Here is a 23,375-nt window from a genome sequence, read left to right as displayed (position 1 = left end):
CGCAGGTCAGGGACTCGGGCACACCGTAGTCGCTGGGACCGTGAGATGTGGACATCTTGCGCAGGAACGATCCGTCGATCGTTTGGCCGAAGCCTACGGCGACCGGCGGCTGGCGACCGGCGACCGGCGCCCGCGGTGGCGGGCGAAGCACCGGCGGCCGGGTACGACCGTCCTGTCTCCGTCCACGTGGCGCGCCGTAGACTCCCCGAGTGACCGCCACCACCACCTCCGTAGACGAGTCGGAGCAGCTCGGACCGCAGCCCGCGCCCCCGTCGCGCGGGGCCCGCTTCCTGCGAGCGCTCGTCCCGGCCGCCGCGGCGGCACTCTCCGGAGTGCTGCTCTACGTCAGCTTTCCGCCACGCACCCTGTGGTGGCTCGCCCTGCCGGCTTTCGCGGTGTTCGCGTGGTGTCTGCACGGCCGTAGCTGGAAGGCGGGCCTCGGACTCGGCTATCTCTTCGGCCTCGGCTTCCTGCTGCCGCTCCTGGTGTGGACCGGAGTGGAGGTGGGGCCAGGGCCCTGGCTTGCGCTCGCCGCCATCGAAGCGATGTTCGTCGCCCTCGTCGGAGCCGGCATCACGTCCGTCTCCCGGCTGCCCGGATATCCGCTCTGGGCCGCCGCCCTCTGGATCGCGGGGGAGGCGGCACGCGCGCGCGTGCCCTTCAGTGGATTCCCCTGGGGGAAGATCGCCTTCGGGCAGGCGGACGGTGTCTTCCTGCCGCTCGCCGCGCTCGGTGGCACCCCGGTGCTCGGGTTCGCGGTGGTCCTGTGCGGCTTCGGCCTGTACGAGATCGTCCGGCTGGCGTACGCCGCCCGCGGCACCCGCGTCGTACGCCGCGGCGCCGCGGCCGCGGCCCTGCTCAGCGTGCTCGTCCCGGTCACCGGCGCCTTCGCGGCGCGCCCGCTCGTCAGCGACGACGCCGAGGACGGCACCGCGACCGTCGCCGCCATCCAGGGCAACGTCCCGCAGGCCGGCCTGGAGTTCAACGCCCAGCGTCGCGCCGTCCTCGACCACCACGTGCGCGAGACCGAACGGCTCGCGGACCGGGTGAAGGCGGGCAAGGCGAAGCAGCCCGACTTCGTCCTGTGGCCGGAGAACTCCTCCGACATCGACCCGTTCACCAACCCCGACGCCCGCGACGCCATCGAGCGCGCGGTCAAGGCGATCGGCGCCCCCATCTCGGTGGGCGGAGTCGTCGAGACCAAGGAGGGCAAGCTCTTCAACGAGCAGATCCTCTGGGACCCGGAGAAGGGCCCCACGGACACCTACGACAAGCGGCAGATCCAGCCCTTCGGCGAGTACATCCCGCTGCGCGGCATCGTCGGCTTCTTCAGCAGCGACGTCGGCATGGTGCGCCAGGACTTCAGCCGCGGTGCACAGCCCGGTGTCTTCACCATGGCGGGCACGAAGGTGGGCCTCGCCACCTGTTACGAGGCGGCCTTCGACTGGGCCGTGCGCGACACCGTCACCCATGGCGCGCAGCTGATCTCCGTACCCAGCAACAACGCGACGTTCGACCGCAGCGAGATGACCCACCAGCAGCTGGCCATGTCGCGGATCCGCGCCGTCGAGCACAGCCGCACGGTCACCGTCCCGGTGACCAGCGGCGTCAGCGCGATCATCATGCCGGACGGCCACGTCTCGCAGAAGACGAAGTGGTTCACCGCCGACTCACTCGTCGAGGAGGTGCCGCTGCGCTCGTCGCAGACCCCGGCCACCCGGCTCGGCGTCCTGCCCGAGGGCATCCTCGTGCTGATCGCCGCGGGCGGTCTCGGCTGGGCGGTGACGGGCGCCGTACGGGCCGGGCGCACCCGTCAGGCCCGTTAGGGTCGACGGCATGGCAACTCCTGACTTCATCCGCACGATCCGGGCCGACGCCGGCCAGCAGCTGTTGTGGCTCCCCGGGGTCACCGCCATCGTCTTCGACGACGAGGGCAGAGTGCTCCTCGGGCGGCGCTCCGACAACGGCAAGTGGTCGGTCATCGGCGGCATCCCGGACCCGGGGGAGCAGCCCGCCGCGTGCGCCGTGCGCGAGGTCTTCGAGGAGACCGCGGTGACCTGCGTGCCCGAGCGCGTCGTGCTCGTCGAGGCCCTGGAGCCGGTGACGTACCCGAACGGCGACACCTGCCAGTTCATGGACATCACCGTGCGCTGCCGCGCCACCGGCGGTGAGGCCCGCGTCAACGACGACGAGTCACTCGAAGTGGGCTGGTTCGCCGTCGACCAGCTGCCCGACCTGCACGAGTTCGGGGTCTTCAGGATCAAGCAGGCCATGGCGGAGGAACAGCCCACCTGGTTCGACCGCTCCTGATTCCAGTCGGCACGGGCCGTCGGGGGTCCTGTCGAAAGTGTTGTACACGTGTACCTCGGGTGATTCACTGCGCCAATGCCTCTCCGCAGAAGCCTCGTTGCCGGCGGCGCTGCCGCTGCCCTGATGTTCCCGACGTCCCTCCCGGCGGCTTTCGCCGCCGACCGTGACGGCCCCCTCGCCCCGTCGTGCAGCTGGAGCGAGCGCGGCTATCGCTACGGCAACTCCGCCTATCCCGAGACCGCCGCCCGTTACTGGGTACTGCGGTTCAAGAAACAGGACGGACTCACCATCCGTATCAACGGCCGCTACCCCGACGCCCGTTACAGCTCTGTCAACGTCTACGACTCCACCGCGTCCAGCTTCACCGCGAACGGCGTCAGCTCGGGGATCACCGACCACCGCATCGCCCCCGACCCTGGAAGCCGCAACCCGTGGCGTGAACGCGCGGCGCACGGCGGCAAGTTCACCGTGCGCGTCACGGACTCGGCCCGCCGAGACACCCCCAACACCGTGCCCATGGCCCCCACCGGAACTCCCGAGCTGTCGGAGGGGTCGGTCCTGTTCCGCACCTACCGCGACTCTTCCCCGGTGGACCTGCCCGAGGTGACCTTCGAGAAGAACGGCGAGAGCGTCGTGCTGCCGCTGTGCGAAGACGCCAACGCGCCCGCGACACCCACCCGCGCCGCGGCCGGGACGACCGGCACCGCCGCAGCCGCTGGTGCGGACACCTCCGAGCCCGCCGTCGCCTTCCGCCGCAAGTCCGGAGCGAATCTCTACCCCAACGCCGACGCCGCCTATGTGTCCGCCGAGTTCACCCCACCCGGCCCCGGCCGGGTACTGCTCGTGCGCGGCAAGGCGCCCACGACCGTGCGCGCCGACCACCCGCGCCCCTGGCCGACCGCGCACCGCACCGACGTGCGCTACTGGTCGCTGTGCGACAACGTCGTCATGCCGCCAGGCCCCGTCGTCGTCAACCCGCTGCCGGACGGCACCGTCTCGACCGGCTGCCGCAACGACAAGCAGGTCAAGGTCGCACCGGACTCCACGTACACCTTCGTCATCGGCGCGGAGACACAGCGGAGCCGGATCGAGGAGATACCCGGAGCCACCTTCCTGCCGGTCTCCACGGCCCACCACGACACCACCCACCTCCTGGTGATGCGCCACCTCATCCCCGGCGCCCACTTCCGGCACGCCGTACAGAACGTGCCCGTCGACAGCACGCCCGCCGCCGCGCGCAAGGTCATGGGGGCCTATTACCCGACAGCCGCCTACTGCTCCCTCGACCGGCTCACCGCAAAGGGTCTCGGAAGGGGGTGCCGCGGAGGGCACTGACGGGCCGAACCGCGGCTGGGGCCGGGCGCGATCAGGCAGCTATCCTGCGCTGATCGACGCCCGTGCGCCTGTCGGTGCGACGGGCGCACCCAGCAGAGGAGTTGGCGGACATGACGGATGCGGCGCGGCCGACCAGCGCGGATGTCGCGCGCGTGGCCGGTGTCTCACGCGCCACCGTCTCCCGTGTCGTCAACGGCACCGCCGGAAAGACCGTGAAGGTCGAGACACGTCGCCGCGTACTCGACGCGGTGCGGACCCTCGGCTACACACCGCACGCCTTCGCCAGTTCCCTGCGGGCGGGGCGGTCCCAACTCGTCCTGATGCCCCTGATGAGAGTCCCGCTCGGCCATGCCGTCGACCAGCTCGTCGAGCATCTCTCCCGGGACCTGGCCGAGCGGGGGCTGCGTCTGCTGATCGACGCCGAGCGGTCGCTTCCGCCGGCCGAGGCGGCCCGCGCCTGGGCCGAGTACCGGCCCGCCGCCGTCATCGGCGGGCCCGCGACCTGTCCACCGGAGGCCGTGCGCATCCTGCGGGGCGCGGGCGTGGACACGATCCTGCTGCTCGACAACAGCCGGCGCCGCGACGTGACCGTCCTGGGATTCCACGACGGCGCGGTCGCCACGGTCGCCGCCCAGTACCTCGTCGACGCCGGACACCGCAGGATCGCCTGTCTCGTCCCCGACGGCCCCTTCGCACAGCTGGCCGGCCGGCGCCTCGCGCGCGCACAGGAAGTGGCCGCGGCCGTGGGGGCCACCGTGGAACCCGTGCCCTGTGCGTTCGACCTCGACAGCCTGCGCGCGGTGGCCTCCGACTGGCGTAGGTCCGCTTCGGACCGCCGGCCCACCGGCGTCTTCGCGTACAACGACGACTTCGCCCTGCTGCTCGTACAGGCCCTCCAGGAGGCCGGATTCCGCGTCCCCGGCGACATCGCCGTGGTCGGGGCCGGTAACCACCCTCTGGGCGCGCAACTCCATCCCCGCCTGACCACCGCCCACTTCGACGCGCGCAAGGTCAGCGCGGCCGTCGGCGAGGGGATCGCACATCTCCTGGCGGACGAGGCACTGCCCCGCTCCACCCGCAGGGCCATGGTCCCGGTGCTCACCCGGCGTGATTCCGCCTAGCCGCCCGGCTCAGGACGCCTTGATCATGTCGGCGCACTTCTCGCCGATCATCATGGTGGTGATGCACGGGTTGACCGCGGGCAGGAACGGCATGACCGACGCGTCGGCGACGCGGAGCCCGCTGACTCCCTTGACCCGCAGTTCGGGGTCGAGCGGCGAGTCCGTGTCGTCCGTCGCCCCCATCCGCACGGTGCCAGCCGGGTGGTAGACGGTGTTGTGGGTCTGGCGGATGTAGGCGAAGAGTTCGTCGTCGGTCGTGGCCTGCGGTCCCGGGGCGAGTTCGGTGCCCGCCCAGTTCGCCATCGGGGCCTGCGCCGCGATCTCCCGGGCGAGCCTGAGGCCGTACGTCATCACGCGGATGTCGTGCTCGTGCGTGAAGTAGCGCGGGTCGACCATCGGCTTGTCGCGGAAGTCACGGGTGCGCAGCCGGACCGTGCCCATGGAGCGGGCCCGGGTGACGTTCGGGGTGAGGCAGAAGGCGTTGTCGGTGGTCGGGTAGCCGCGCCGGTAGGTGTTCATGTCGAAGGGCACCGAGCCGTAGTGGAACATCAGGTCCGGGCGGTCGAGGCCCGGTTCGGTGTCCGCGAAGATGCCGATCTCCCACCACTGGGTGGAGGAGGTGACCATCGGCTGCTTCGCCTCCCACATGATCACGCCCTCGGGGTGGTCCTGGAGGTGCGCGCCGACCCCGGGGGAGTCCACCCGCACGTCCACGCCGCACTCCCGCAGATGCCCGGCGGGGCCGATCCCCGACAGCATCAGGAGCTTCGGCGAGTCGATGGCACCGCAGGACACGATCACCTCGCGGCGCGCCGCGACGCTGCCGCTGTGGATGGTGTCGGGCTGCAGGTACTCGACGCCCGTGCATCGGCGGTTGTCGTCGAACAGCAACTGCCTTGCCTGGAGGCCCGTGCGTACCTCGAGGTTCGGCCGCTTGCCCAGGATCGGGTGCAGATACGACACCGAAGCGGACGAACGGGTGCCGTCCGGGCGGGAGTTGATCTGGAACCAGTGGGCGCCGCGCACCACCGTCCTACCGGTGTTGAACGGCGTGGTGGGGATTCCCGCCGCCGCGCACGCCTCCAACAGGGCGGAACCGCACGGGTCGTTCGGCGGGACGTTCATGATGTTCACCGGGCCGGAGCGGCCGTGGTGGTCGCCGGGCGCCTCGTTGGTCTCCAGGCGCTGGTAGAGGGGGAAGCAGTCCGCCGCGCTCCAGCCCGTACAGCCGAGCGAGCCCCACTCGTCGAGGTCCTCGGCAGGGGCCCAGAAGGCGATGCAGGAGTTGTGCGACGAGCAGCCGCCGAGCACCTTGGCGCGGGCGTGCCGCATGAAGCTGTTGCCGTTCTCCTGCGGCTCCACCGGGTAGTCCCAGTCGTAGCCGGACTCCAACAGGGCCATCCACCGGTCCAGTTGCAGGACGTTGTCGTCGCCGACGTCGGAAGGCCCCGCCTCCAGTACGCAGACGCTGACGTCCGGGTCCTCGGTCAGCCGCGCGGCGACCACGGCGCCTGCCGTGCCGCCGCCGACCACCACGTAGTCGAACTCGGCCTGGGGACTCTCAGCGGGCATGACGGCTCCAGATCAGAGGGGTTCAGGGGGCGGCCGGCGGTGACGGCGGAGAGGTGGGGTCGGCGGCCTGCTCGAAGCGGTGCTCGGCGAGCACGCCCGTCTTGTGCCGCTGCACGAACCAGTAGTAGGCGAAGCCGCCGAGGGCCACGATGCCGATGAAGAGGAACGCACCCCAGCGCAGGTACCAGTGCTGCGGCCCTGTCGCGTTGTAGACCTCCGCGCGGGGCCAGGCGAGGTTGATGGACATGGCCAGGCCCCAGAGCACGGCGAGGACGTTGATGGGCAGGCCGAACCTGCCCAGCGAGAACTTCCCCTCCTTGGGCTGCCACTGGCCGCGGAACCGCTTGATCAGCATGGGTACGGTGACCAGCAGATAGGCCACGTAGATCATGATGATCGCGATGCTCGTGACCACCGAGAAGATCTGCGGTTGGTTGATGTTGATCACCAGGATGACGACACCCACCACACCGATCAGGACAGCCGGTACCACTGGGGTCTGGAAGCGAGGGCTGACCTTGGCGAGGTGCGTGCCCGCCGGCAGGTTGTTGTCCCGCGCCATGGCGAACATGAGCCGGATACCGGCGGCCTGCACGGCCAGGACGCACACGGTGATGGCGACCACCACGCACCACAGGAAGATCTCTCCGATGGTCGAACCGAGCGTCTCCAGGACCACGTACTGCAGACCGCCCGACGCCAGCTCCTCGGACTGCAGGTCCGGCACCGCCAGGAGCGCGAAGAGCAGGATCAGACCGCCGAGGATGAAGGAGGCGATGAGCGCGCGCAGGATGGCGCGGGGCGCGTTCCGGCCGGGGTTGTGCGACTCCTCGCCGAGCGACGCGGCGGTGTCGAATCCGTACATCACGTACGCCGATGCCAGCGAGGCGGTGAGAAACGCGCCGAAGTATCCGAGGCTCTCGCCGGTGCCCGCGCCGTTCGTCTCGGTCAGGACGCTGCTGGGGCCGCGGGTGATGTGCGCCGCGAGGAAGATGACCAGGCCGACGGCGGCGATCAGTTCGATGAAGACGCCGGCGGAGTTGATCCGGGCCATGAGCTGGACGCCGAAAGCGTTGATCGCCGTGGAGAAGGCGATGAGCACGGTGCCCAGGAGCACGGCGTTGGCCGCAGCGTCGTTCTTGCCGCTGCCGTCACCCACGAACTGGAACCATTCGGAGATCTGCGGCAGCGTGATCTGGTAGGCCAGCGCCACGGCGGAGAGAGACACCATGGTGGCGGTCATCATCATCCAGCCGCCGAGCCACCCCACGTGCGGGCCGCCCATCGTCTTGGCCCAGTTGTAGACCGATCCCGCGACCGGATACCTGGCGGCCAGCTCGCAGAAGCACAGGGCCACCATCAGCTGACCGACGAAGACCATCGGCCAGGACCACCAATAGGCGGGACCGCCGAAGCTGACGCCGAGCACAAACATCTGGAAGGTGCCGGTGAGGATCGAGATGTAGCTGATCCCGGCCGCGAAGGTGTGGAAGTTGCCCAGTGTCCGCTTGAGTTCAGGGCGGTAGCCGAGCTCACCGAGCGCGTCGTCGTCGTGCTGGCCCTGCGTCCTCTCCGGGGTGGCCGGGACCGGTCCCTGGCCGTTGTCCGTGCTCATTCGAACCACCTTTGCGGTGTCGGTGCGAGGTTGCGCCAGATGTGCTTGGCCTCCTGGTACTCGGCGAGACCGGCCGGCCCCAGCTCGCGCCCGAAGCCGGACTGCTTCATGCCGCCCCATTCCGCCTGCGGCACATAGGGGTGGAAGTCGTTGATCCACACCGTTCCCGCGCGCATCCGGGACGCCACCCGGTGCGCCTTGCCCCCGTCCTGCGACCAGATGGCGCCCGCGAGTCCGTAGACGGTGTCGTTGGCGAGCGCGACGGCCTCTTCCTCGTCCCGGAACCGCTCGACGGTGAGCACCGGGCCGAACGACTCGTCGGTGATCACGGACATGCCGGGCGTGCACTCGTCGAGCACGGTCGGCGGGTAGTAGTAGCCGTCCCGCAGCGCCGGGTCGTCGGGGCGTGCGCCGCCGCAGCGCAGCACCGCGCCCTCGGCGACGCCGGCCGCCACGTACGCCTCGACCTTGTCGCGGTGCGCTGCGGAGATCAGCGGCCCCGTGCGGGCGTTCAGGTCGAAGGGACCGCCGAGCCGGATCTGCTGCGCGCGCTCGACCACGGCGTCGACGAACGAGTCGTGCAGCTCGTCCTGGACGAGGAGCCGTGCCCCGGCCGAACAGACCTGGCCCGAGTGCAGGAAGATCGCCATCAGGGCGTAGTCGACCGCCGTCTCGAAGTCGGCGTCGGCGAAGATGATGTTCGGGTTCTTGCCGCCCAGTTCCAGGGCGACCTTCTTCACCGTGGGCGCCGCCGCGGCCATGATGCGGCGCCCGGTGACGAGCCCGCCGGTGAACGACACCATGTCGACCCGCGGGTCCTCGCTGAGCGGGGCGCCCGCGGTGGGGCCCGCGCCGAGGATCAGGTTGGCGGCGCCGCCCGGCAGCCCGGCCTCGGTGAGCAGGCGCATCAGGATGATGGAGGTGTGCGGGGTCAGCTCGCTCGGCTTGAGGACGAAGGTGTTGCCCGCGCCCAGTGCCGGGGCGACCTTCCACGCGGTCTGCAGCAGCGGATAGTTCCAGGGCGTGATCAGGGCGCACACCCCGACCGGCTCGTGCACCACCCGGCTGTCCACCTCCGGGCTTCCGGCGTCGACGACCCGGTCCGTGCCGCCCGCCGCCGTCAGATTGCCGAAGTAGCGGAAGCAGTTCGCGATGTCGTCCATGTCGTACTCGCTCTCCACGAGCCGCTTCCCGGTGTCCAGGGATTCGGCGCGGGCGAGCGCGTCCTTGTCGCGTTCGAGGAGGTCGGCCACGCGCAGCAGCAGGCTGCCGCGGTCCGCCGCCGGGGTGCTCGGCCACGGCCCGTGGTCGAAGGCCTCACGCGCGGCGGCGATCGCCGCCGCCGCGTCCTTGGGCCCGGCCTCGTCGACGGTCGCGACCAGGGTGTTGTCCGCGGGGCAGCGGATCTCCCGTGTCTGCCCGTCCACGGCAGTGGTCCATGTTCCGCCGATGAACAACTCCGGCATGACGGCTCCTCGGGGGTGGGATGCGCGGGTGCTCCACGAATGGACGGTAAGGAGAACCGGCCGCGAACGCACTACAAGAGCCGCTATTCGGCGCAGCCGCTTCCTTCCGTCCCCTCCGGCCCCCGCGGGACCAGGCGTCCCAGTAGATCGGGTGCGGGCTCCTTTCGATAGCCTGAAGGCACGATGAACCGGCTGATCACGTCATGGGGCGCGTACGACCTCACACGATTTCCCGAGGACCCTCGCGACCCCCTGCGCGCCTGGTCCGCCGCCGACGCCTACCTCCTGCGCCATCTCGCGGGCGAGGACGGCGGGCCCGCCGGGTCCGAGGAGGCGGCGAAGCCCGTCGACCTCTCCGGCACCGTGGCCGTCGTCGGCGACCGGTGGGGCGCGCTGACCACGGCGCTCGCCGAGCACGGGCCGACGCTGATCACCGACTCGTTCCTCGCGCGGGAGGCGACGCGGGCAAACGTGGCACGCGCCGGGTTCGCGCCGGACGCGGTGCGGCTCTCGACGACGGGTGACGCCCCGCCGAGCCGGATCGACGTCCTGCTGGTCCGGGTGCCGAAGAGCCTCGCTCTCCTGGAGGACCAGCTGCACCGGCTCGCGCCCGCCCTGCACGCGGGCACGGTCGTCGTCGGCACCGGCATGGTCACCGAGATCCACACCTCCACGCTCGACCTCTTCGAACGGATCATCGGCCCTACGAGGACGTCGCTGGCCCGGCAGAAGGCGCGGCTCATCTTCAGCACGCCGGATCCCGAGCGGGGCACCGCACCCAGCCCGTGGCCGCGCAGCTATGTGCTCGACGCCGACTCCGGCGCAGGATCAGGGCTGACCGTCGTCAACCACGCGGGCGTGTTCTGCGCCGACCGCCTCGACATCGGCACCCGCTTCTTCCTGCGCCACCTGCCGGCCGGCAACAGCCCCGAGGGGGGCGGCGCCCCGCACATCGTGGACCTGGGCTGCGGCAACGGCGTGCTCGGCACGGCAGCCGCCGTCGCCGACCCCGAGGCCACGGTCACCTTCGTCGACGAGTCCTACCCCGCCGTCGCCTCGGCGGAGGCCACCTTCCGTGCGAACGCCGCCGGCTCCACGCGGGCCGAGTTCGTCGCGGGCGACGCCCTGTCGACGCTGCCGGCGGGCTCTGTGGACCTCGTCCTGAACAACCCGCCGTTCCACAGCCACCAGGCGACCAGCGGCGCGACCGCCTGGCGGATGTTCGCCGGGGCGCGCGCGGCGCTGCGACCCGGCGGTGAGCTGTGGGTCGTCGGCAACCGCCATCTCGAATACCACGTGAAGCTGCGGAAGCTCTTCGGCAACTCTCAAGTCGTCGCGGGCAACCCGAAGTTCGTGGTCCTGCGGGCGGTCAAGCGCGACCGCTGACAGCGTGTCAGGGGTCGCGAGTGGCCTTCAGGGCTCGCAGCGGCTCAGGCGTCGAAGGCGGTCGCCCGGGTCACCTTCTCCCAGGCGGCGATCTCCGCGCGGACCGAGTCGAGGTGCCCGACGACCGCGTCCACGGCGTCCTCGCCCAGCGGCAGGCGCAGCGGCGTCTCGTCGGCGTCGAGCGCCGTGATGATCGCCGCGGCGGCCTTCGCCGGGTCGCCGGGCTGCTCGCCGTCGCCGCCCGCGACCATCGCGCGGGTGGCGCCCGCCGTCTCCACGTAGTCCGGGATCTCGACAGGGCTCGCGCTGGTGTTGCCGAACAGCCTTGTCCGGAACGCGCCGGGCTCCACGACCAGGACCTTGATGCCGAGCGGTCCCACCTCCGCGGCCAGCGCCTCCGACATCCCTTCCAGGGCGAACTTCGTGCCGCTGTACGCCGAGAACCCCGCGAAGGACATCTGGCCGCCCATGCTGCTCATCTGCACGATCGCTCCCGAGCGCCGCGCCCGCATGTGTGGGAGCACGGCGCGGGCCAGTGCGGCCGGGCCGAAGACGTGCACGTCGAACAGGGCGCGCAGCTCGGCGTCCGAGTCCTCCTCGAGGGCGCCGACGTGGCTGCGTCCCGCGTTGTTCACCAGCACGTCGATGCGGCCGTGCCGGTCGGCGATGTCACGTACGGCGGTCTCGATGCCGGCCGTGTCCGTCACGTCGAGGGCGAGGGCTTCAACCTGGTCGGGGTGGGCGGCGACAAGGTCGTCCAGGGACGACGCGTTACGGGCGGTGGCCACGACCACGCCGCCCGCGGCGACGGCCGCCTCGGTGATCGCCCGGCCGAAGCCACTGGTCGCGCCCGTCACGAGCCATACCTTCGTCATGTCGAACTCCCTATCGGTGTCGGCCGGTTCGTTCGTCCCCGGCTCTGTGGATCATCCTGCGACCGAATCGGCTGGCCCGTCCAAGACTTGACGTGATAGCTGATGGTTATGGACCTTCACGGCAGGGACGTGCACAGCAGGGATCTCCGCTACTTCGTCGCGGTGGCACAGGATCTGCACTTCACGCGCGCCGCCGAGCGGCTCTTCGTCTCGCAGCCCGCGCTGAGCAAGCAGATACGGGCGCTGGAACGGCAGCTGGGCGCCGAGCTGTTCGTGCGCGGCAACCGCGGCGTGCGCCTCACCTCCGTGGGCGCCGCGCTCCTGCCGCAGGCCCAACGGGTGCTCGAACACTGGCAGTCGGCGAGCGCGGCGGTGGAGCGCGCGAAGGCCGGGGAGCGGGCGACGCTCTCCGTGGGCATGAGCACGCGTCCGGCGCGCGGTGGTCTCCTCCCGGCGATACGCTCCCGCTTCGGCGACTCTCTCCCGGAGGCGAAGATCAGGCTGCGCCAGGTGAGTTGGGAGGACGCGAGCGCGGGCCTCGCTGACGGATCGGCGGACGTGGCCTTCATCTGGCTGCCGCTTCCCGACCTGGAGCGCTACGACTGGGTGGTGGTCGCCGAGGAGCCGCGCCATGTCGCCCTTCCCGTGACCCACCGCCTCGCGGACCAGGACGAGGTCGACTTCACCGACCTCGTCGACGAACCCTTCCTCGCGCTGCCCGAGAGCGCGGGTGCGCTGCGGGACTACTGGCTCGCCCTGGACGCCCGCGCGGGCCGCCCGCCCCGCATCGGCGCGGAGATAGCGAGCACCGACGAGACGTACGAGGCGCTGGCGGACGACAGAGGTATCTGCCTGGTCGCCGCGGGCGCCCCGCTGATCACGCTCGGCGGTGTCGTCACACGCCCGGTCCGCGGCATCACGCCCAGCCGGTTCGCCCTGGCCTGGCGGGCGGGCGAGGACAGCCGCCCGCTGGTGAGCGCGTACATCAAGGCGTGCGGGGAGGCGCTGGGGAGGGTGGAGTAGGGGCCCGCGAGCAGGCCGCGCAGACGCCCGCGGACACCCGCCCAGACACCCGCGCAGACGCCCGCGGACCCATCTCGTCGCATCTCGCCACAACCGTTGACCTAGCCCCAACACCCCTTTACCGTTTCGGCGTTCGGAGTATCAGATAGCGTTCGAAATTACGAACGTCGGCGCTAGGGGAGCCGCATGAGCCACAGTGAAGTACCCAGTCGCAGAACCGTGTTGAGGGGGACGCTGGCCGCAGGGGCTCTCGCCGCCGCACCCACCCTCACCCAGGCGCCCGCTCACGCGGCAACCGGGGCCCCGGCCTCGCGGGCACCGGCCTACCGCAACCCGCTCGTCGAGCAGCGCGCCGACCCGCACATCCAGCGCCACGCCGACGGTCACTACTACTTCACGGCCACGTCCCCCGAGTACGACCGCATCATCCTGCGCCGCTCCCGCACCCTGCGGGGCCTGACGCGGGCGGGCGAGTCCGTCATCTGGCGGCGGCACACCAGCGGCGACATGGCCTCCCACATCTGGGCGCCGGAACTGCACCACATCAACGGCAAGTGGTACATCTACTTCGCCGCGGCCCCCGCCGACGACGTGTGGAAGATCCGCATCTGGGTCCTGGAGAACGCCAACGCCAACCCCTTCAAAGGGACCTGGACGGAGAGGGGCCGGCTCACCACGGCGTGGGACACCTTCTCCCTCGACGCCACCACCTTCACGCACCGCGGCAGCCGCTATCTCGCCTGGGCGCAGTACGAGCCCGGCATGGACAACAACACCGGCGTCTTCCTCTCCCGCATGGCCGGCCCATGGACCCTGACGAACCCTCAGATACGCCTGACCACACCCGAGTACGCCTGGGAGTGCGTCGGCTTCAAGGTGAACGAAGGGCCCAGCGTCATCCAGCGCAACGGCCGCGTCTTCCTCACGTACTCGGCGTCCGCGACCGACGCCAACTACTGCGTGGGCCTGCTCACCGCCGGCGCCCGCAGCGACCTCATGGACCCCGCGTCCTGGACCAAGTCACCCACCCCCGTCTTCACCAGCAACGACACGACCAAGCAGTACGGTCCCGGCCACAACTGCTTCACCGTGGCCGAGGACGGCCGCACCGACGTCCTCGTCTACCACGCCCGCCAGTACAAGGACATCGTCGGCGACCCCCTGCACGACCCCAACCGACACACCCGCGTCCAGAAGATCGGCTGGAAGCCGGACGGCACACCGGACTTCGGCATCCCGGTCGCCGACGCCGCGTCCTAGAGCAGCGGCCCGAGGAAACGCCGCACGAAGGCGTTGCGGAACTTCCCCGCCGGGTCGAGGCGTGCGGCGAGCGCGGCGAAATCGGCCGCGTGCGGATAGCGGGCGCCCAGCTCGGCGGGGTCGGCGGCGAACGGCGAACACCTTGCCCCAGTGCGGCCGGGGCGAGAACGGGGCCAGACTCTCCTCGACGCGTGCGACCACCGGGAGCACGGCCGACGCGTCAGGCACCCAGGTGAAGTGGAATGCCACGGTGTCGCGGCCGTACGCGGGGCTGAGCCACTGGGTGTCGGCGGCGACCGTGCGGACCTCGCACACCTGAAGGACGGGCGCCACCTCACCCCTGAGGGAATCCAGGGCGTGCAGAGCCGCCAGGGCGTGCTCGCGCGGCAGCAGATACTCCGACTGGAGCTCGGCACCACTGCTCGGCGTGAACTCGGCCCGGAAGTGGGGCAGCCGCTCATGCCACGGCCCCGGAAGGCCCAGCTGCTGTGTGCAGTTGACGGCGGGCATACCCGGCACCGGATGCCGCGGGGCGGTCGCGGGCGCCGCCCAGGGAAAGTCCACGGGCGCCTCACCGCGCTGCTTGAGCCACACCTGGTCGAAGCGCGGTCCGTGCCAGTCGGTGAAGAGACTCACGCTGTACGCCGCCGACGTCACCGCATCGAAGTCGAGCCGCTCCAGGGGGAGTTCGCCGAACACATGCTGGCTCACCCGGAAATCCGGCTCCAGGTCGAGAGTGAGCGAGAGGACCACGCCGAGCGCGCCGAGAGAGACGACGGAGCCGTCGAACCCTTCGTTGCCGCGGTTCAGTACGACGGTCTCCCCATCGGCGGTGACCAGCTCCACCGCCCGCACGATCTCCGCCAGCGACTGATTGCCGTTACCGGAGCCGTGCGTCCCCGTTGCGACCGAACCGGCCACGGAGATGTGCGGCAGTGAGGCCATGTTCGGCAGCGCGAGACCGAACGAGGCCACGTACCGGGCGAGTTCGGCGTACCGCACACCGCCGGACACGCGCACGGAGCACGCCGAGGTGTCCACCTCGATGGACGGCTCAAGAGCGGAGAGGGAGAGAAGGGCCGCACCCGCGGCGTCACCGTCCACGTCGGCGATCCGGTTGAACGAGTGGCCGCTGCCGAGCACCCGCACCTGCCGACTGCCCGCGACGAGCGCCCGCAGGGCGGACGGCGACGCGGGCCGGTGCAGTTCGCGCGCCGAGAAGGTGATGTTCCCGGCCCAGTTGGTCACGGCGCGGTCCCGCCCGGTCGCCAAGCCGTCGGTCATGTTCGGGTCCCTCCCTCACGGCCGCGGAGAGGAAGCAGTCCGCGGCCTCGTGCTTGTACGTCAGCGTGCCTGGGATGCGTCAGGCCGAGCCGCGGATCACGAGCTCCGTCGGCAGGATGACCGCGGCCGGATCCTCGCCGCTGATCCGGGCGAGCAGCACCCGCACCATCTCGGCGCTGATGCGGTCCCACGGCTGGCGGACCGTCGTCAGCGCGGGGCGGGCGGTCAGGGCTGCGGGCGAGTCGTCGAACCCGCCGACCGCGACGTCCTCCGGGACGCGGCGGCCCGCGCGGTGGAGGGTGGTGAGTACGCCCTGCGCCATGAGGTCCGATGCGACGAACACGGCATCCAGGTCCGGGGCCCGATCCAGGAGCTGGGCCGCCGCGGCCTCTCCGCCCGCCCGGCTGTAGTCACCGGACGCGATGAGCCGCTCGTCGGCCTCGATGCCCTCCTCGGCGAGGATCTCCCGGTATCCCGCGAGGCGGTCCACACCGCCAGGGGTGTCCAGCGGCCCGGTCACCGTACCGACACGGCGCCGGCCGAGGGAGAGGAGGTGGCGCACCATGTCACGGGCGCCGTCCCGGTCGTCCGCGGCGACATAGCTCACCTTCGATGCCTGGCCGATCGGCTTCCCGCACGCCACCAGCGGAACCCCGGCCTCCCGCAGCTCGTCCGTGACGGAGTCACCGGAGTGGCTGGAGACCAGGAGGACCCCGTCGACGTGGCCCGCGGTGATGTAGCGCATGATGCGGCGCCGCTCGTCCGGGGTGCCGGCCAGCATCAGGAGCAGCGGGATGTCGTGCGCGGCGAGCGCCTGCGTGCAACCCCTCAGCAGGACATTGAAGTTGGGGTCCTCGAAGAAGCGCTCCTGCGGTTCGGTCAGGAGGAAGCCCACCGAGTCGGAGCGGCCGGTTATCAGCGAGCGGGCATGCCGGTTGACGACGTAACCGGTCTTGCGGATGGCCGCGTTCACGGCCTCCTGGGAGGAAGGGCTCACGTAGTGCCCGCCGTTGAGGACGCGGGACACCGTGCCACGCGAGACACCGGCCTCGCGGGCCACGTCATGGATCGTCGGCGGCCTGCGCCTGCCCCCCGTTGCGTTCATGGTCACGACTTTACGGCTCCGGACAGCAGGTCCAGGCTCCAGAAGCGCTGGATGACCAGGAACAGGGCGATGAGCGGTACGACGGCGAGCAGTGCGCCGGTGATCACGAGGGTGTAGAGCGCGGGGGTGTTGGAGCCCTGCTCCAGGAGCGTGAACAGGCCCAGCGTGATGGGGAACTTCTCGTCGTCGCTGAGCATGATGTAGGGGAGCAGGAAGTTGTTCCACACGGCCACGAACTGGAAGAGGAACACGGTCACCAGGCCGGGCACCATCATCGGCAGCGCGATCCGGGTGAAGATCCGCCACTCGCTCGCACCGTCCATCCGTCCCGCTTCCACGACGTCGCCGGGGACGGCCGAAGCGGCGTAGATCCGGGCGAGGTACACGCCGTAGGGGGAGAGGATCAGCGGCAGCAGGACCGAGGCGTACGAATCGGTGAGGTCGGCCTTCGCGAGCAGGAGGTACTGCGGGACGGCCAGGATGACCGGGGGCATCAGGACGCCCGCCATGAGGACGTTGAAGACGGTCTCGCGTCCTCGGAACCGGTAGATCGCGAGGGCGTAGCCGCTGATCGCTGAGACGGCCGTGGACAGGAGCGCGCCCAGGCCCGCGTAGAGCGCGGAGTTGCCCATCCAGCGCCAGTAGACGCCGTCGCGGTAGCCGGACAGGTCGCTGATGTTGTCGGCGAACCCGCTGCCGGGCCAGAACGTGAACGTGGAGAACAGCTCGCGGCCGGACTTGGTGGAGGCGATCACCACCCAGAGCACGGGCAGCAGGCAGTACAGGGCGCCGAGCAGCAGTACGGCGGTCGGGAGGACGGCGATCCTCCGGGGCGCGGGCGGGCCCTGGGCGGTGCCGGGGGTGGTGCCCGCGGCGGGCGCGGCCTTGCGGACGGTGAGCACGCTCATCGGGCCGCCTCCTTCTTCGTGCGGGAGTTCGCGGCGCGCAGGAACCCGAAGGACAGGACGAGCGTGGCGACCGCGATGATCACGGCGGTGGCCGCCGCGGAGTTGATGTCGCCCTTGCCGAAGGCGTCCTGGTACACCTTCATCAGCGGACTCCAGGTGGTGGAGACGGAGTTGGTGAGGGGTTTGAGGGTGGTCGGCTCGCTGAACACCTGGAGCGTCGCGATGATCGAGAAGAAGAAGGTGAGCACCAGTGAGGGCGCCACCATCGGGATCTTGATCCGCAGCGCGATCTGCAGCTGGGAGCAACCGTCCAGCTTCGCCGCCTCGTGCACCTCGGCCGGGATGGACCGCAGTGAGGTGTAGATGACGATCATGTTGAAGCCGGTGCCGCCCCAGACCGCGATGTTGGAGAGCGCGAGGTAGAGGGGGCCGCCGTCGAGCAGGTCGGGCTGTGGCATGCCGAGCTTGTCGAGGACGTGGAAGAAGGGGCTGACGTCCTGGAGGTAGAGGAACCCCCACAGGAGCGCGGCGATGACCCCCGGCACGGCGTACGGCAGGAAGATCGCGAGGCGCGTGAAAGGCGTGAGGCGCACCCGCTCGGTGTCCAGGAGCAGCGCGAAGAGCAGGGCGAGGCCGAGCATCACCGGGATGACGATGGCGCCGTAGCCGAGGACGCGCAGCGTGCCGTGCAGGAGTTCGGGGTCGGTGAGCGCGTCGGTGTAGTTGCCGATTCCGGCCCAGACCTCGCGCCGGGCGTCCTTGCCCAGGCCGAGGCCTTTCACCTCGACCTTGTGGAGGCTGAGCCAGAGCGCGTAGCCGATGGGCAGCGCGAAGAAGAGCGCGAAGAGCAGGGTGGCGGGGAGCAGGAAGGCGTACGGGGCGCTCTTGAGCCCGTACGCGAACCGGCGGCGGGGGCTTGCGGGTGGTGCGGGGGTGGTCACGGCGCGACTCCGAAGCCCTGCTTCTTCAGGTCGGCGACGGTGGCGTCCTGCATGGTGCCCAGGGCGTCGCCGAAGTCGGACTTGTTCTTGGCGGCCGAGCCGAAGGCGTCCTTGAAGGTGGTGTAGGCGACGTTCACGTTCGGGCCCCAGGCGCCGGGGGCCGCGGTCTTCGCGATCTCGGCGGCCTGCGGATAGAAGTCCTTCTGGTCGGCGAAGAAGGCCGGAGGCTCGGCGAAGGCGCCGCTGGTCTGGGCCGCGGTGGCGGCGGGGTAGATGCCGCCTTCCTTCGCGAGCGCGTCCAGTGCCTTCGGGTCGGTGTTGAGCCAGGCGGCGAACTTGGCGGCGGCCGTCTTGTGGTCGCTGTCGGTGGTGACGGCGGTCGAGGAGCCGCCCCAACTGCCCGTGGCCTTCTCGCCCTTGGTCCACTGGGGAAGGGGGGCCATGGCCCACTTGCCCTTGGTGTCGGGGGCGGCGGTGGTGAGGGTGCCGGGCGCCCAGACCGCGCTGACCCAGGCGATCTGCTTGCCGGTGTTGAGGGCCTTGTTCCAGGCGGGGGTGTACATCGGCTGGTTGTCGATGGCGCCCTCCTTGACGAGGCCGCCCCAGAAGTCGGCGACCTTGCGCGTGGCACCGTCGTCGATGCCGACCTCCCACTTCTCGCCCTTGGTGGTCCACCACTTGGCGCCCGCCTGCTGGGCGAGGCCCGCGAAGAGCCCTGAGTCGTTCGCGGAGAACGTGGTGAGATCCTTGTCCGGGGCCTTCTTCTTCAGCGCGCGGGCGGTCTCGGCGAACTCGTCCCAGGTGGTGGGCACCTTGAGGTCGTACTTCTTGAAGAGGTCGGCGCGGTAGTAGAACATCATCGGCCCCGAGTCCTGCGGCACCGCGTACACCGCGTCCGAACCGAGCGTCGTCTGTTGCCAGAGGCCGTCGGGGAACTCGCCCTTCACGTCGTCCACTTCACCGGATATGTCGGCGAGGGCGCCGTTGCTGACCAGGGTCGGCAGGGCCTGGAACTCGGCCTGGACCAGGTCCGGGGCCTTCTTGGCCTTGTGGGCGGTGAGGATCTTGGTGACGAGGGTGTCGCCGGACGCCTGCTTCTTGACCGTTACCTTGATCTGTTCCTTCTTGCCGGGGCCCGCGTTCCACAGGTCGACGACCTTGTCCATGCCGGGCGTCCAGGCCCAGTACGTCAGGGAGGCGGGGCCGGACTCCTCCTGGCCCCCGTCGTCCGACGAACCGCACGCGGTGAGGGTGGCGGCGCCGAGGGCGAGGGCGAGCGAAGTGGCGTGGAAGCGGCGGTGCTTCATGAACGGCATGGATGGTCTCCCCTTACCGGGTGGCTGTGCCGACTGCGTCGAGCGGCCTGCCACGCATCTGTGAGCGTTCACAGTAGAGAAACATCCAGGACCCTTGTCAATGGTTGTTGCTGTGCGGTTATGTTGAACTCACAGCCGCCAAAGTGTGTGTGCACGTTCCCAATTGTTGTGGCCAACTGATGCTTCCAACCGATCGACGACTCGGGAGAGATCCATGCCGGAGAACACCCCCACGGGCCTGACCGGGCTCGCCTTCGGTGGGGATTACAACCCCGAGCAGTGGCCGGAATGCGTCTGGCCCGAGGACATGGCGCTGATGCGCGAGGCCGGCGTCGCGATGGTGAGCGTCGGGATCTTCTCCTGGGCCCTGCTCGAACCGTCCCCCGGCGCCTACGAGTTCGGCTGGCTCGACCGGGTCCTCGACCTCCTGCACGAGAACGGCATCCGCGCCGACCTCGGCACCCCGACGGTCGCGCCCCCCGCCTGGTTCTACCGCGCACACCCCGACGCCCTGCCCGTCACCGCCGAGGGCATGCGCCACGAGTTCGGCTCACGCGGCGCCATCTGCCACAGCAACTCCGCATACCGCGAGGCGTCCTCCGCCATCACCGAGCAACTCGCACGCCGGTACGCCGAGCACCCCGCGCTCGCGATGTGGCACGTCCACAACGAGTACGGGGTCCCGGTCTCCGCCTGCTACTGCGCCTCCTGCGCCGCCCACTTCCGGAGTTGGCTGCGGACGACGTACGGGACCGTGGAGGCGGTCAACGAGGCCTGGGGCACGGCCTTCTGGGGGCAGCGCTACGGCTCCTTCGAGGAGATCGAGCCGCCGCGTGCCACGCCCACGGTCGGCAATCCCGCGCAGGCCCTGGACTACCGCCGGTTCGCCGACGCGACCCTGCGCGAGAACTTCGTCCGCGAACGCGACATCCTGCACCGCCTGGCCCCCGGCGCGCCCGTCACCACCAACTTCATGACCGCCCTCAGCCAGTGCGACTCCCTGGACTACTGGGCCTGGGGCCGTGAGGTCGACCTCGTCACCAACGACCATTACCTGATCACCGACGGCCGCCGCACCCACGTCAACCTCGCCATGGCCGCCGACCTCACCCGCTCCGTGGCGGGCGGCGCCCCCTGGCTGCTCCTGGAGCACTCCACGTCCGGCGTCAACTGGCAGCCCCGCAACCCCGCGAAGGCCCCGGGGCAGATGGCCCGCAACTCCCTGGCCCACGTCGCGCGCGGCTCCGAGGGCGCGCTGTTCTTCCAGTGGCGGCAGTCGCGGCGCGGCGCGGAGAAGTTCCACTCGGCGATGCTGCCGCATGCCGGAACGGACTCCCGGGTCTGGCGCGAGGTCGTCGAACTGGGCGCGTCGATCGCCGAGTTGGCGCCCGTGAAAGGCACCCGAACGGTCTCGGACGTGGTGATGCTGTGGGACTGGCACTCCTGGTGGGCGCAGTCCCTGCAGTGGCACCCCAGCGAGGACCACGACGCCCGGGAGCGAGCCGACACGTTCTACGAGGCCCTGTACGACCGCCACCTCACCGTCGACTTCGCCCACCCCGAGGCCGACCTGTCGGCGTACCCCCTGGTCGTCGTCCCCGCGCTGTACCTGGCGACGGAGGCCGCGGCGCTCAACCTCAAGGAATACGTGGCCGGGGGCGGCACCCTCCTCGTCTCCTACTTCTCCGGCATCGTCGACGAGCACGACGCCGTGCACCCCGGGCCCTGCCCTGGTGCCCTGCGGGATGTGCTCGGTCTGACCGTCGAGGAGTTCTCGCCGCTGCTCGACGGAGAGACGGCACGCATCACAGGGCCCGACGGTGCCGAAATGACCGCGGACGTGTGGACGGAGTTCGTCGTGCCGCGGGGCGCCGGCACCGTGTGGACCTACGCGGACGGCCTGGCCGCGGGGCACCCCGCCGTCACCCGCAACCAACTCGGCGAAGGCACGGCCTGGTACCTCTCCACGCGCCTGAGCGCCCACGATCTCCACGCCCTGCTCGGTACCGTCTGCGCCGACGCGGGCGTCACCGAAGGGCCCGAACTCCCGCGTGACGTCGAGGTGGTGACGCGGCGGGGCGACACCGGCAGCTACGTCTTCGCCATCAACCACACCGAGACCGACGCCAAAGTGCCGCTCGACGCCCACGGCACCGAACTCCTCACCGGCGAGCGCGCCGCCGGACGGCTGGGCGTGCCCGCGGGCGCCGTTCGGGTCGTCCGCCTCGACGGCTGACCCGAAGCCCATCTGATCACTTCACCCGACCCCATGTACCGCGAAGTCGAAGGGACATCGACGATGCACGGAAACGGAACATTCAGCTCAGGCACCACCCGCAGAGCAGCCCTGGCCGCGGCACTGGGAGGCGCCGCCGCCATGGCCCTGCCCGCACGGCCGGCGAGCGCCGCTTCCACCCTCACCAACGGTGGCTTCGAGAGCGGCACCACCGGCTGGAGCACCTACGGCACCTCCTCCGCCTCCTTCGCGGAGGCGGGCGGCCGCACCGGGAGCCGGCGCCTGACCCACTGGTCGGCCTCGGCGTACAAGGTCGAGACGTACCAGTACCTCACCGGTCTCACCAACGGCACGTACACGCTCACTGCCTGGGTCCGCTCCAGCGGCGGACAGAGATCCGCGTACCTGGCTCTCAAGAGCGGCTCCACGGAACAGCGCACCGACCTGCCGCCCACCCCGAACGGAAAGTGGCTGCGCATCGTCACCTCCGTCACGGTGACGGGCGGCGCGTGCACCGTGCGCCTGTACTCCGACGCGCACGCGGGGAACTGGGCCAACTTCGACGACATCACCCTCACGCCTGGGACAACCGGCCTTTCTGTCAAGGGTGCTGACGTCTCCTCACTCAAGAAGAACGAGGACTTCGGCGGCGTGTACCGCACCGGCTCGGGCGCCACCGCTGACGCCCTCGCCGTACTGAAGTCCGCCGGGATGAACTACGCCCGCCTGCGGGTGTGGGTCGACCCCGCCGACGGATACTGCGACAAGGGTCGCGTCCTCACCGTGGCCAAGCGCGTCAAGGCACACGGCATGAAGCTCCTCGTCGACTTCCACTACTCCGACACCTGGACCGACCCGGGCGCCCAGACGATCCCCTCGGCCTGGTCGGGGCACTCGTACGCCCAGTTGAAGACCGACGTGTACGACCACACGTACGACGTCCTGAACGCACTCAAGGCGCAGGGCACCACCGCGGACATGGTGCAGATCGGCAACGAGCTGAACGGCGGCATGCTGTGGCCGGCCGGTTCGACATCCGACTGGGCGCAGCTGGCGGGTCTGCTGACGGCGGGCGCGACGGCCGCCAAGGACGTCTCGTCGAGTACGCGGGTCGCTCTCCACCTCGCCAACGGCGGCGACAACAGCCTGTACCGCAGATGGTTCGACAACGCGGTCTCCCGCAACGTGCCGTTCGACGTCATCGGCCTTTCCTTCTACGGCTACTGGCACGGCGCCCTGTCCGACCTGCAGGCCAACCTCGATGATCTCGCGGCGCGCTATGCCAGGCCGCTCTTCGTCGCCGAGACGGCCTACCCCTTCCGCCTGGGCAGCGACGACGGCTGGGAGGACGTCATCGACAGGTCCGACGAACTCGTCGGCGGCTACCCCGCCACCGAGGCGGGCCAGGCGGCATGGTTCCGCGACATCCAGAGCGTCGTGGAGGCGGTTCCGTCCGGCCGGGGCCTGGGTGTCTTCTGGTGGGACGCCACCTGGACCGCCGTCAAGGGCAACGGCTGGGATCCGACGGACCCCTCGACGGGCAACGCCTGGGAGAACCAGGCACTCTTCGACTACGACGGAGTGCCCACCGAGGCGATGGGCGCGTTCACGCACCGTTGAGT

General features: G+C 70.4%; 17 protein-coding genes and 1 pseudogene. 9 read left to right on the top strand and 9 right to left on the bottom strand.

Going from position 1 to position 23,375, the window contains the following annotated elements; translation table 11 throughout:
• The first annotated feature begins 209 nt into the window (after positions 1–209).
• The 4 genes from lnt (at position 210) to ABXJ52_RS04120 (ending at position 4,766) form a co-directional block, all read left to right on the top strand.
• Positions 210–1,826: an apolipoprotein N-acyltransferase gene (gene lnt, locus ABXJ52_RS04135; protein ID WP_367039247.1), complete on the top strand. Its 1,617-nt coding sequence runs from the start codon at positions 210–212 to the stop codon at positions 1,824–1,826.
• 10 nt (positions 1,827–1,836) lie between these two features.
• Entirely contained in the window at positions 1,837–2,310 is a 474-nt protein-coding gene (locus tag ABXJ52_RS04130; RefSeq protein ID WP_367039245.1) for an NUDIX domain-containing protein, read from the top strand.
• Between the two features lie 75 nt (positions 2,311–2,385).
• Positions 2,386–3,645 (top strand): hypothetical protein, encoded by a 1,260-nt coding sequence (locus ABXJ52_RS04125; RefSeq protein ID WP_367039243.1) that lies wholly within the window; start codon positions 2,386–2,388, stop codon positions 3,643–3,645.
• A 110-nt stretch (positions 3,646–3,755) separates the two neighbouring features.
• Positions 3,756–4,766 carry a LacI family DNA-binding transcriptional regulator gene (locus ABXJ52_RS04120; RefSeq protein WP_367039241.1) on the top strand — a complete coding sequence of 337 codons (1,011 nt, stop codon included), beginning with the start codon at positions 3,756–3,758 and terminating at the stop codon, positions 4,764–4,766.
• Between the two features lie 9 nt (positions 4,767–4,775).
• On the opposite strand, the gene ABXJ52_RS04115 is transcribed toward ABXJ52_RS04120, so the two are convergent.
• From ABXJ52_RS04115 to ABXJ52_RS04105, 3 genes are read right to left on the bottom strand one after another with little or no spacing between them, the layout of a single operon-like run.
• Positions 4,776–6,338, bottom strand: a complete 1,563-nt coding sequence (locus ABXJ52_RS04115; protein WP_367039239.1) for a GMC oxidoreductase — start codon at positions 6,336–6,338, stop codon at positions 4,776–4,778.
• Positions 6,339–6,360: 22 nt separating this feature from the next.
• A complete protein-coding gene (locus ABXJ52_RS04110; protein WP_367039238.1) occupies positions 6,361–7,953 on the bottom strand; it encodes an APC family permease in 1,593 nt (530 codons plus the stop codon).
• The gene (locus tag ABXJ52_RS04105; RefSeq protein ID WP_367039237.1) at positions 7,950–9,419 is read right to left on the bottom strand and encodes an aldehyde dehydrogenase family protein; all 1,470 of its coding nucleotides are present in this window, start codon (positions 9,417–9,419) and stop codon (positions 7,950–7,952) included. Before ABXJ52_RS04105 ends, ABXJ52_RS04110 begins: the two co-directional genes overlap by 4 nt.
• A 183-nt stretch (positions 9,420–9,602) precedes the next feature.
• On the opposite strand from ABXJ52_RS04105, the gene ABXJ52_RS04100 reads away from it, so the two are divergent.
• Positions 9,603–10,805 carry a methyltransferase gene (locus ABXJ52_RS04100; RefSeq protein ID WP_367039235.1) on the top strand — a complete coding sequence of 401 codons (1,203 nt, stop codon included), beginning with the start codon at positions 9,603–9,605 and terminating at the stop codon, positions 10,803–10,805.
• Positions 10,806–10,849: 44 nt separating this feature from the next.
• On the opposite strand, the gene ABXJ52_RS04095 is transcribed toward ABXJ52_RS04100, so the two are convergent.
• The gene (locus tag ABXJ52_RS04095) at positions 10,850–11,680 is read right to left on the bottom strand and encodes an oxidoreductase (protein ID WP_367039234.1); all 831 of its coding nucleotides are present in this window, start codon (positions 11,678–11,680) and stop codon (positions 10,850–10,852) included.
• Between the two features lie 102 nt (positions 11,681–11,782).
• Here ABXJ52_RS04095 and ABXJ52_RS04090 point away from each other — a divergent pair, with 102 nt between their 5' ends.
• Both ABXJ52_RS04090 and ABXJ52_RS04085 read left to right on the top strand, forming a co-directional pair.
• Positions 11,783–12,703 (top strand): LysR family transcriptional regulator, encoded by a 921-nt coding sequence (locus tag ABXJ52_RS04090; protein WP_367039232.1) that lies wholly within the window; start codon positions 11,783–11,785, stop codon positions 12,701–12,703.
• A gap of 186 nt (positions 12,704–12,889) precedes the next feature.
• Positions 12,890–13,963 carry a glycoside hydrolase family 43 protein gene (locus tag ABXJ52_RS04085; protein WP_367039230.1) on the top strand — a complete coding sequence of 358 codons (1,074 nt, stop codon included), beginning with the start codon at positions 12,890–12,892 and terminating at the stop codon, positions 13,961–13,963.
• Here ABXJ52_RS04085 and ABXJ52_RS04080 read toward each other — a convergent pair.
• The 5 genes and pseudogenes from ABXJ52_RS04080 to ABXJ52_RS04060 form a co-directional block, all read right to left on the bottom strand.
• Positions 13,960–15,247 (bottom strand): annotated as a pseudogene (locus ABXJ52_RS04080) (FAD-binding protein). The gene ABXJ52_RS04085 and the pseudogene ABXJ52_RS04080 sit on opposite strands and share 4 nt — an antisense overlap.
• 79 nt (positions 15,248–15,326) lie before the next feature.
• On the bottom strand, positions 15,327–16,358 hold the full coding sequence (locus ABXJ52_RS04075; protein ID WP_367039228.1) for a LacI family DNA-binding transcriptional regulator: 1,032 nt from the start codon (positions 16,356–16,358) through the stop codon (positions 15,327–15,329).
• A complete protein-coding gene (locus ABXJ52_RS04070; RefSeq protein ID WP_367039226.1) occupies positions 16,355–17,260 on the bottom strand; it encodes a carbohydrate ABC transporter permease in 906 nt (301 codons plus the stop codon). Before ABXJ52_RS04070 ends, ABXJ52_RS04075 begins: the two co-directional genes overlap by 4 nt.
• On the bottom strand, positions 17,257–18,201 hold the full coding sequence (locus ABXJ52_RS04065) for a sugar ABC transporter permease (RefSeq protein WP_367039224.1): 945 nt from the start codon (positions 18,199–18,201) through the stop codon (positions 17,257–17,259). Before ABXJ52_RS04065 ends, ABXJ52_RS04070 begins: the two co-directional genes overlap by 4 nt.
• Positions 18,198–19,517, bottom strand: coding sequence for an extracellular solute-binding protein (locus ABXJ52_RS04060; RefSeq protein ID WP_367039222.1), 1,320 nt, complete (start codon positions 19,515–19,517; stop codon positions 18,198–18,200). Before ABXJ52_RS04060 ends, ABXJ52_RS04065 begins: the two co-directional genes overlap by 4 nt.
• A 214-nt stretch (positions 19,518–19,731) precedes the next feature.
• Between ABXJ52_RS04060 and ABXJ52_RS04055 the strand changes: the two genes are divergently transcribed.
• A complete protein-coding gene (locus ABXJ52_RS04055; RefSeq protein WP_367039220.1) occupies positions 19,732–21,753 on the top strand; it encodes a beta-galactosidase in 2,022 nt (673 codons plus the stop codon).
• A 141-nt stretch (positions 21,754–21,894) separates the two neighbouring features.
• Positions 21,895–23,373, top strand: coding sequence for a glycosyl hydrolase 53 family protein (locus tag ABXJ52_RS04050; protein ID WP_367048796.1), 1,479 nt, complete (start codon positions 21,895–21,897; stop codon positions 23,371–23,373).
• Positions 23,374–23,375: the final 2 nt, after the last annotated feature.

The organism is Streptomyces sp. Je 1-332 (assembly GCF_040730185.1).
Lineage (GTDB): Bacteria > Actinomycetota > Actinomycetes > Streptomycetales > Streptomycetaceae > Streptomyces.
The sequence above is the reverse complement of the archived record's forward strand: the minus strand, read 5'-3'. Positions and strand labels throughout refer to the sequence as shown.

Coding starts and splice junctions, on each gene's coding strand:
- ABXJ52_RS04105 (WP_367039237.1), bottom strand. CDS start 9,419: ATGCCGGAGTTGTTCATCGGCGGAACATGGACCACTGCCGTGGACGGG.
- ABXJ52_RS04070 (WP_367039226.1), bottom strand. CDS start 17,260: ATGAGCGTGCTCACCGTCCGCAAGGCCGCGCCCGCCGCGGGCACCACC.
- ABXJ52_RS04125 (WP_367039243.1), top strand. CDS start 2,386: ATGCCTCTCCGCAGAAGCCTCGTTGCCGGCGGCGCTGCCGCTGCCCTG.
- ABXJ52_RS04095 (WP_367039234.1), bottom strand. CDS start 11,680: ATGACGAAGGTATGGCTCGTGACGGGCGCGACCAGTGGCTTCGGCCGG.
- ABXJ52_RS04085 (WP_367039230.1), top strand. CDS start 12,890: ATGAGCCACAGTGAAGTACCCAGTCGCAGAACCGTGTTGAGGGGGACG.
- ABXJ52_RS04110 (WP_367039238.1), bottom strand. CDS start 7,953: ATGAGCACGGACAACGGCCAGGGACCGGTCCCGGCCACCCCGGAGAGG.
- ABXJ52_RS04055 (WP_367039220.1), top strand. CDS start 19,732: ATGCCGGAGAACACCCCCACGGGCCTGACCGGGCTCGCCTTCGGTGGG.
- ABXJ52_RS04060 (WP_367039222.1), bottom strand. CDS start 19,517: ATGCCGTTCATGAAGCACCGCCGCTTCCACGCCACTTCGCTCGCCCTC.
- ABXJ52_RS04130 (WP_367039245.1), top strand. CDS start 1,837: ATGGCAACTCCTGACTTCATCCGCACGATCCGGGCCGACGCCGGCCAG.
- ABXJ52_RS04090 (WP_367039232.1), top strand. CDS start 11,783: ATGGTTATGGACCTTCACGGCAGGGACGTGCACAGCAGGGATCTCCGC.
- ABXJ52_RS04100 (WP_367039235.1), top strand. CDS start 9,603: ATGAACCGGCTGATCACGTCATGGGGCGCGTACGACCTCACACGATTT.
- ABXJ52_RS04050 (WP_367048796.1), top strand. CDS start 21,895: ATGGCCCTGCCCGCACGGCCGGCGAGCGCCGCTTCCACCCTCACCAAC.
- ABXJ52_RS04120 (WP_367039241.1), top strand. CDS start 3,756: ATGACGGATGCGGCGCGGCCGACCAGCGCGGATGTCGCGCGCGTGGCC.
- ABXJ52_RS04115 (WP_367039239.1), bottom strand. CDS start 6,338: ATGCCCGCTGAGAGTCCCCAGGCCGAGTTCGACTACGTGGTGGTCGGC.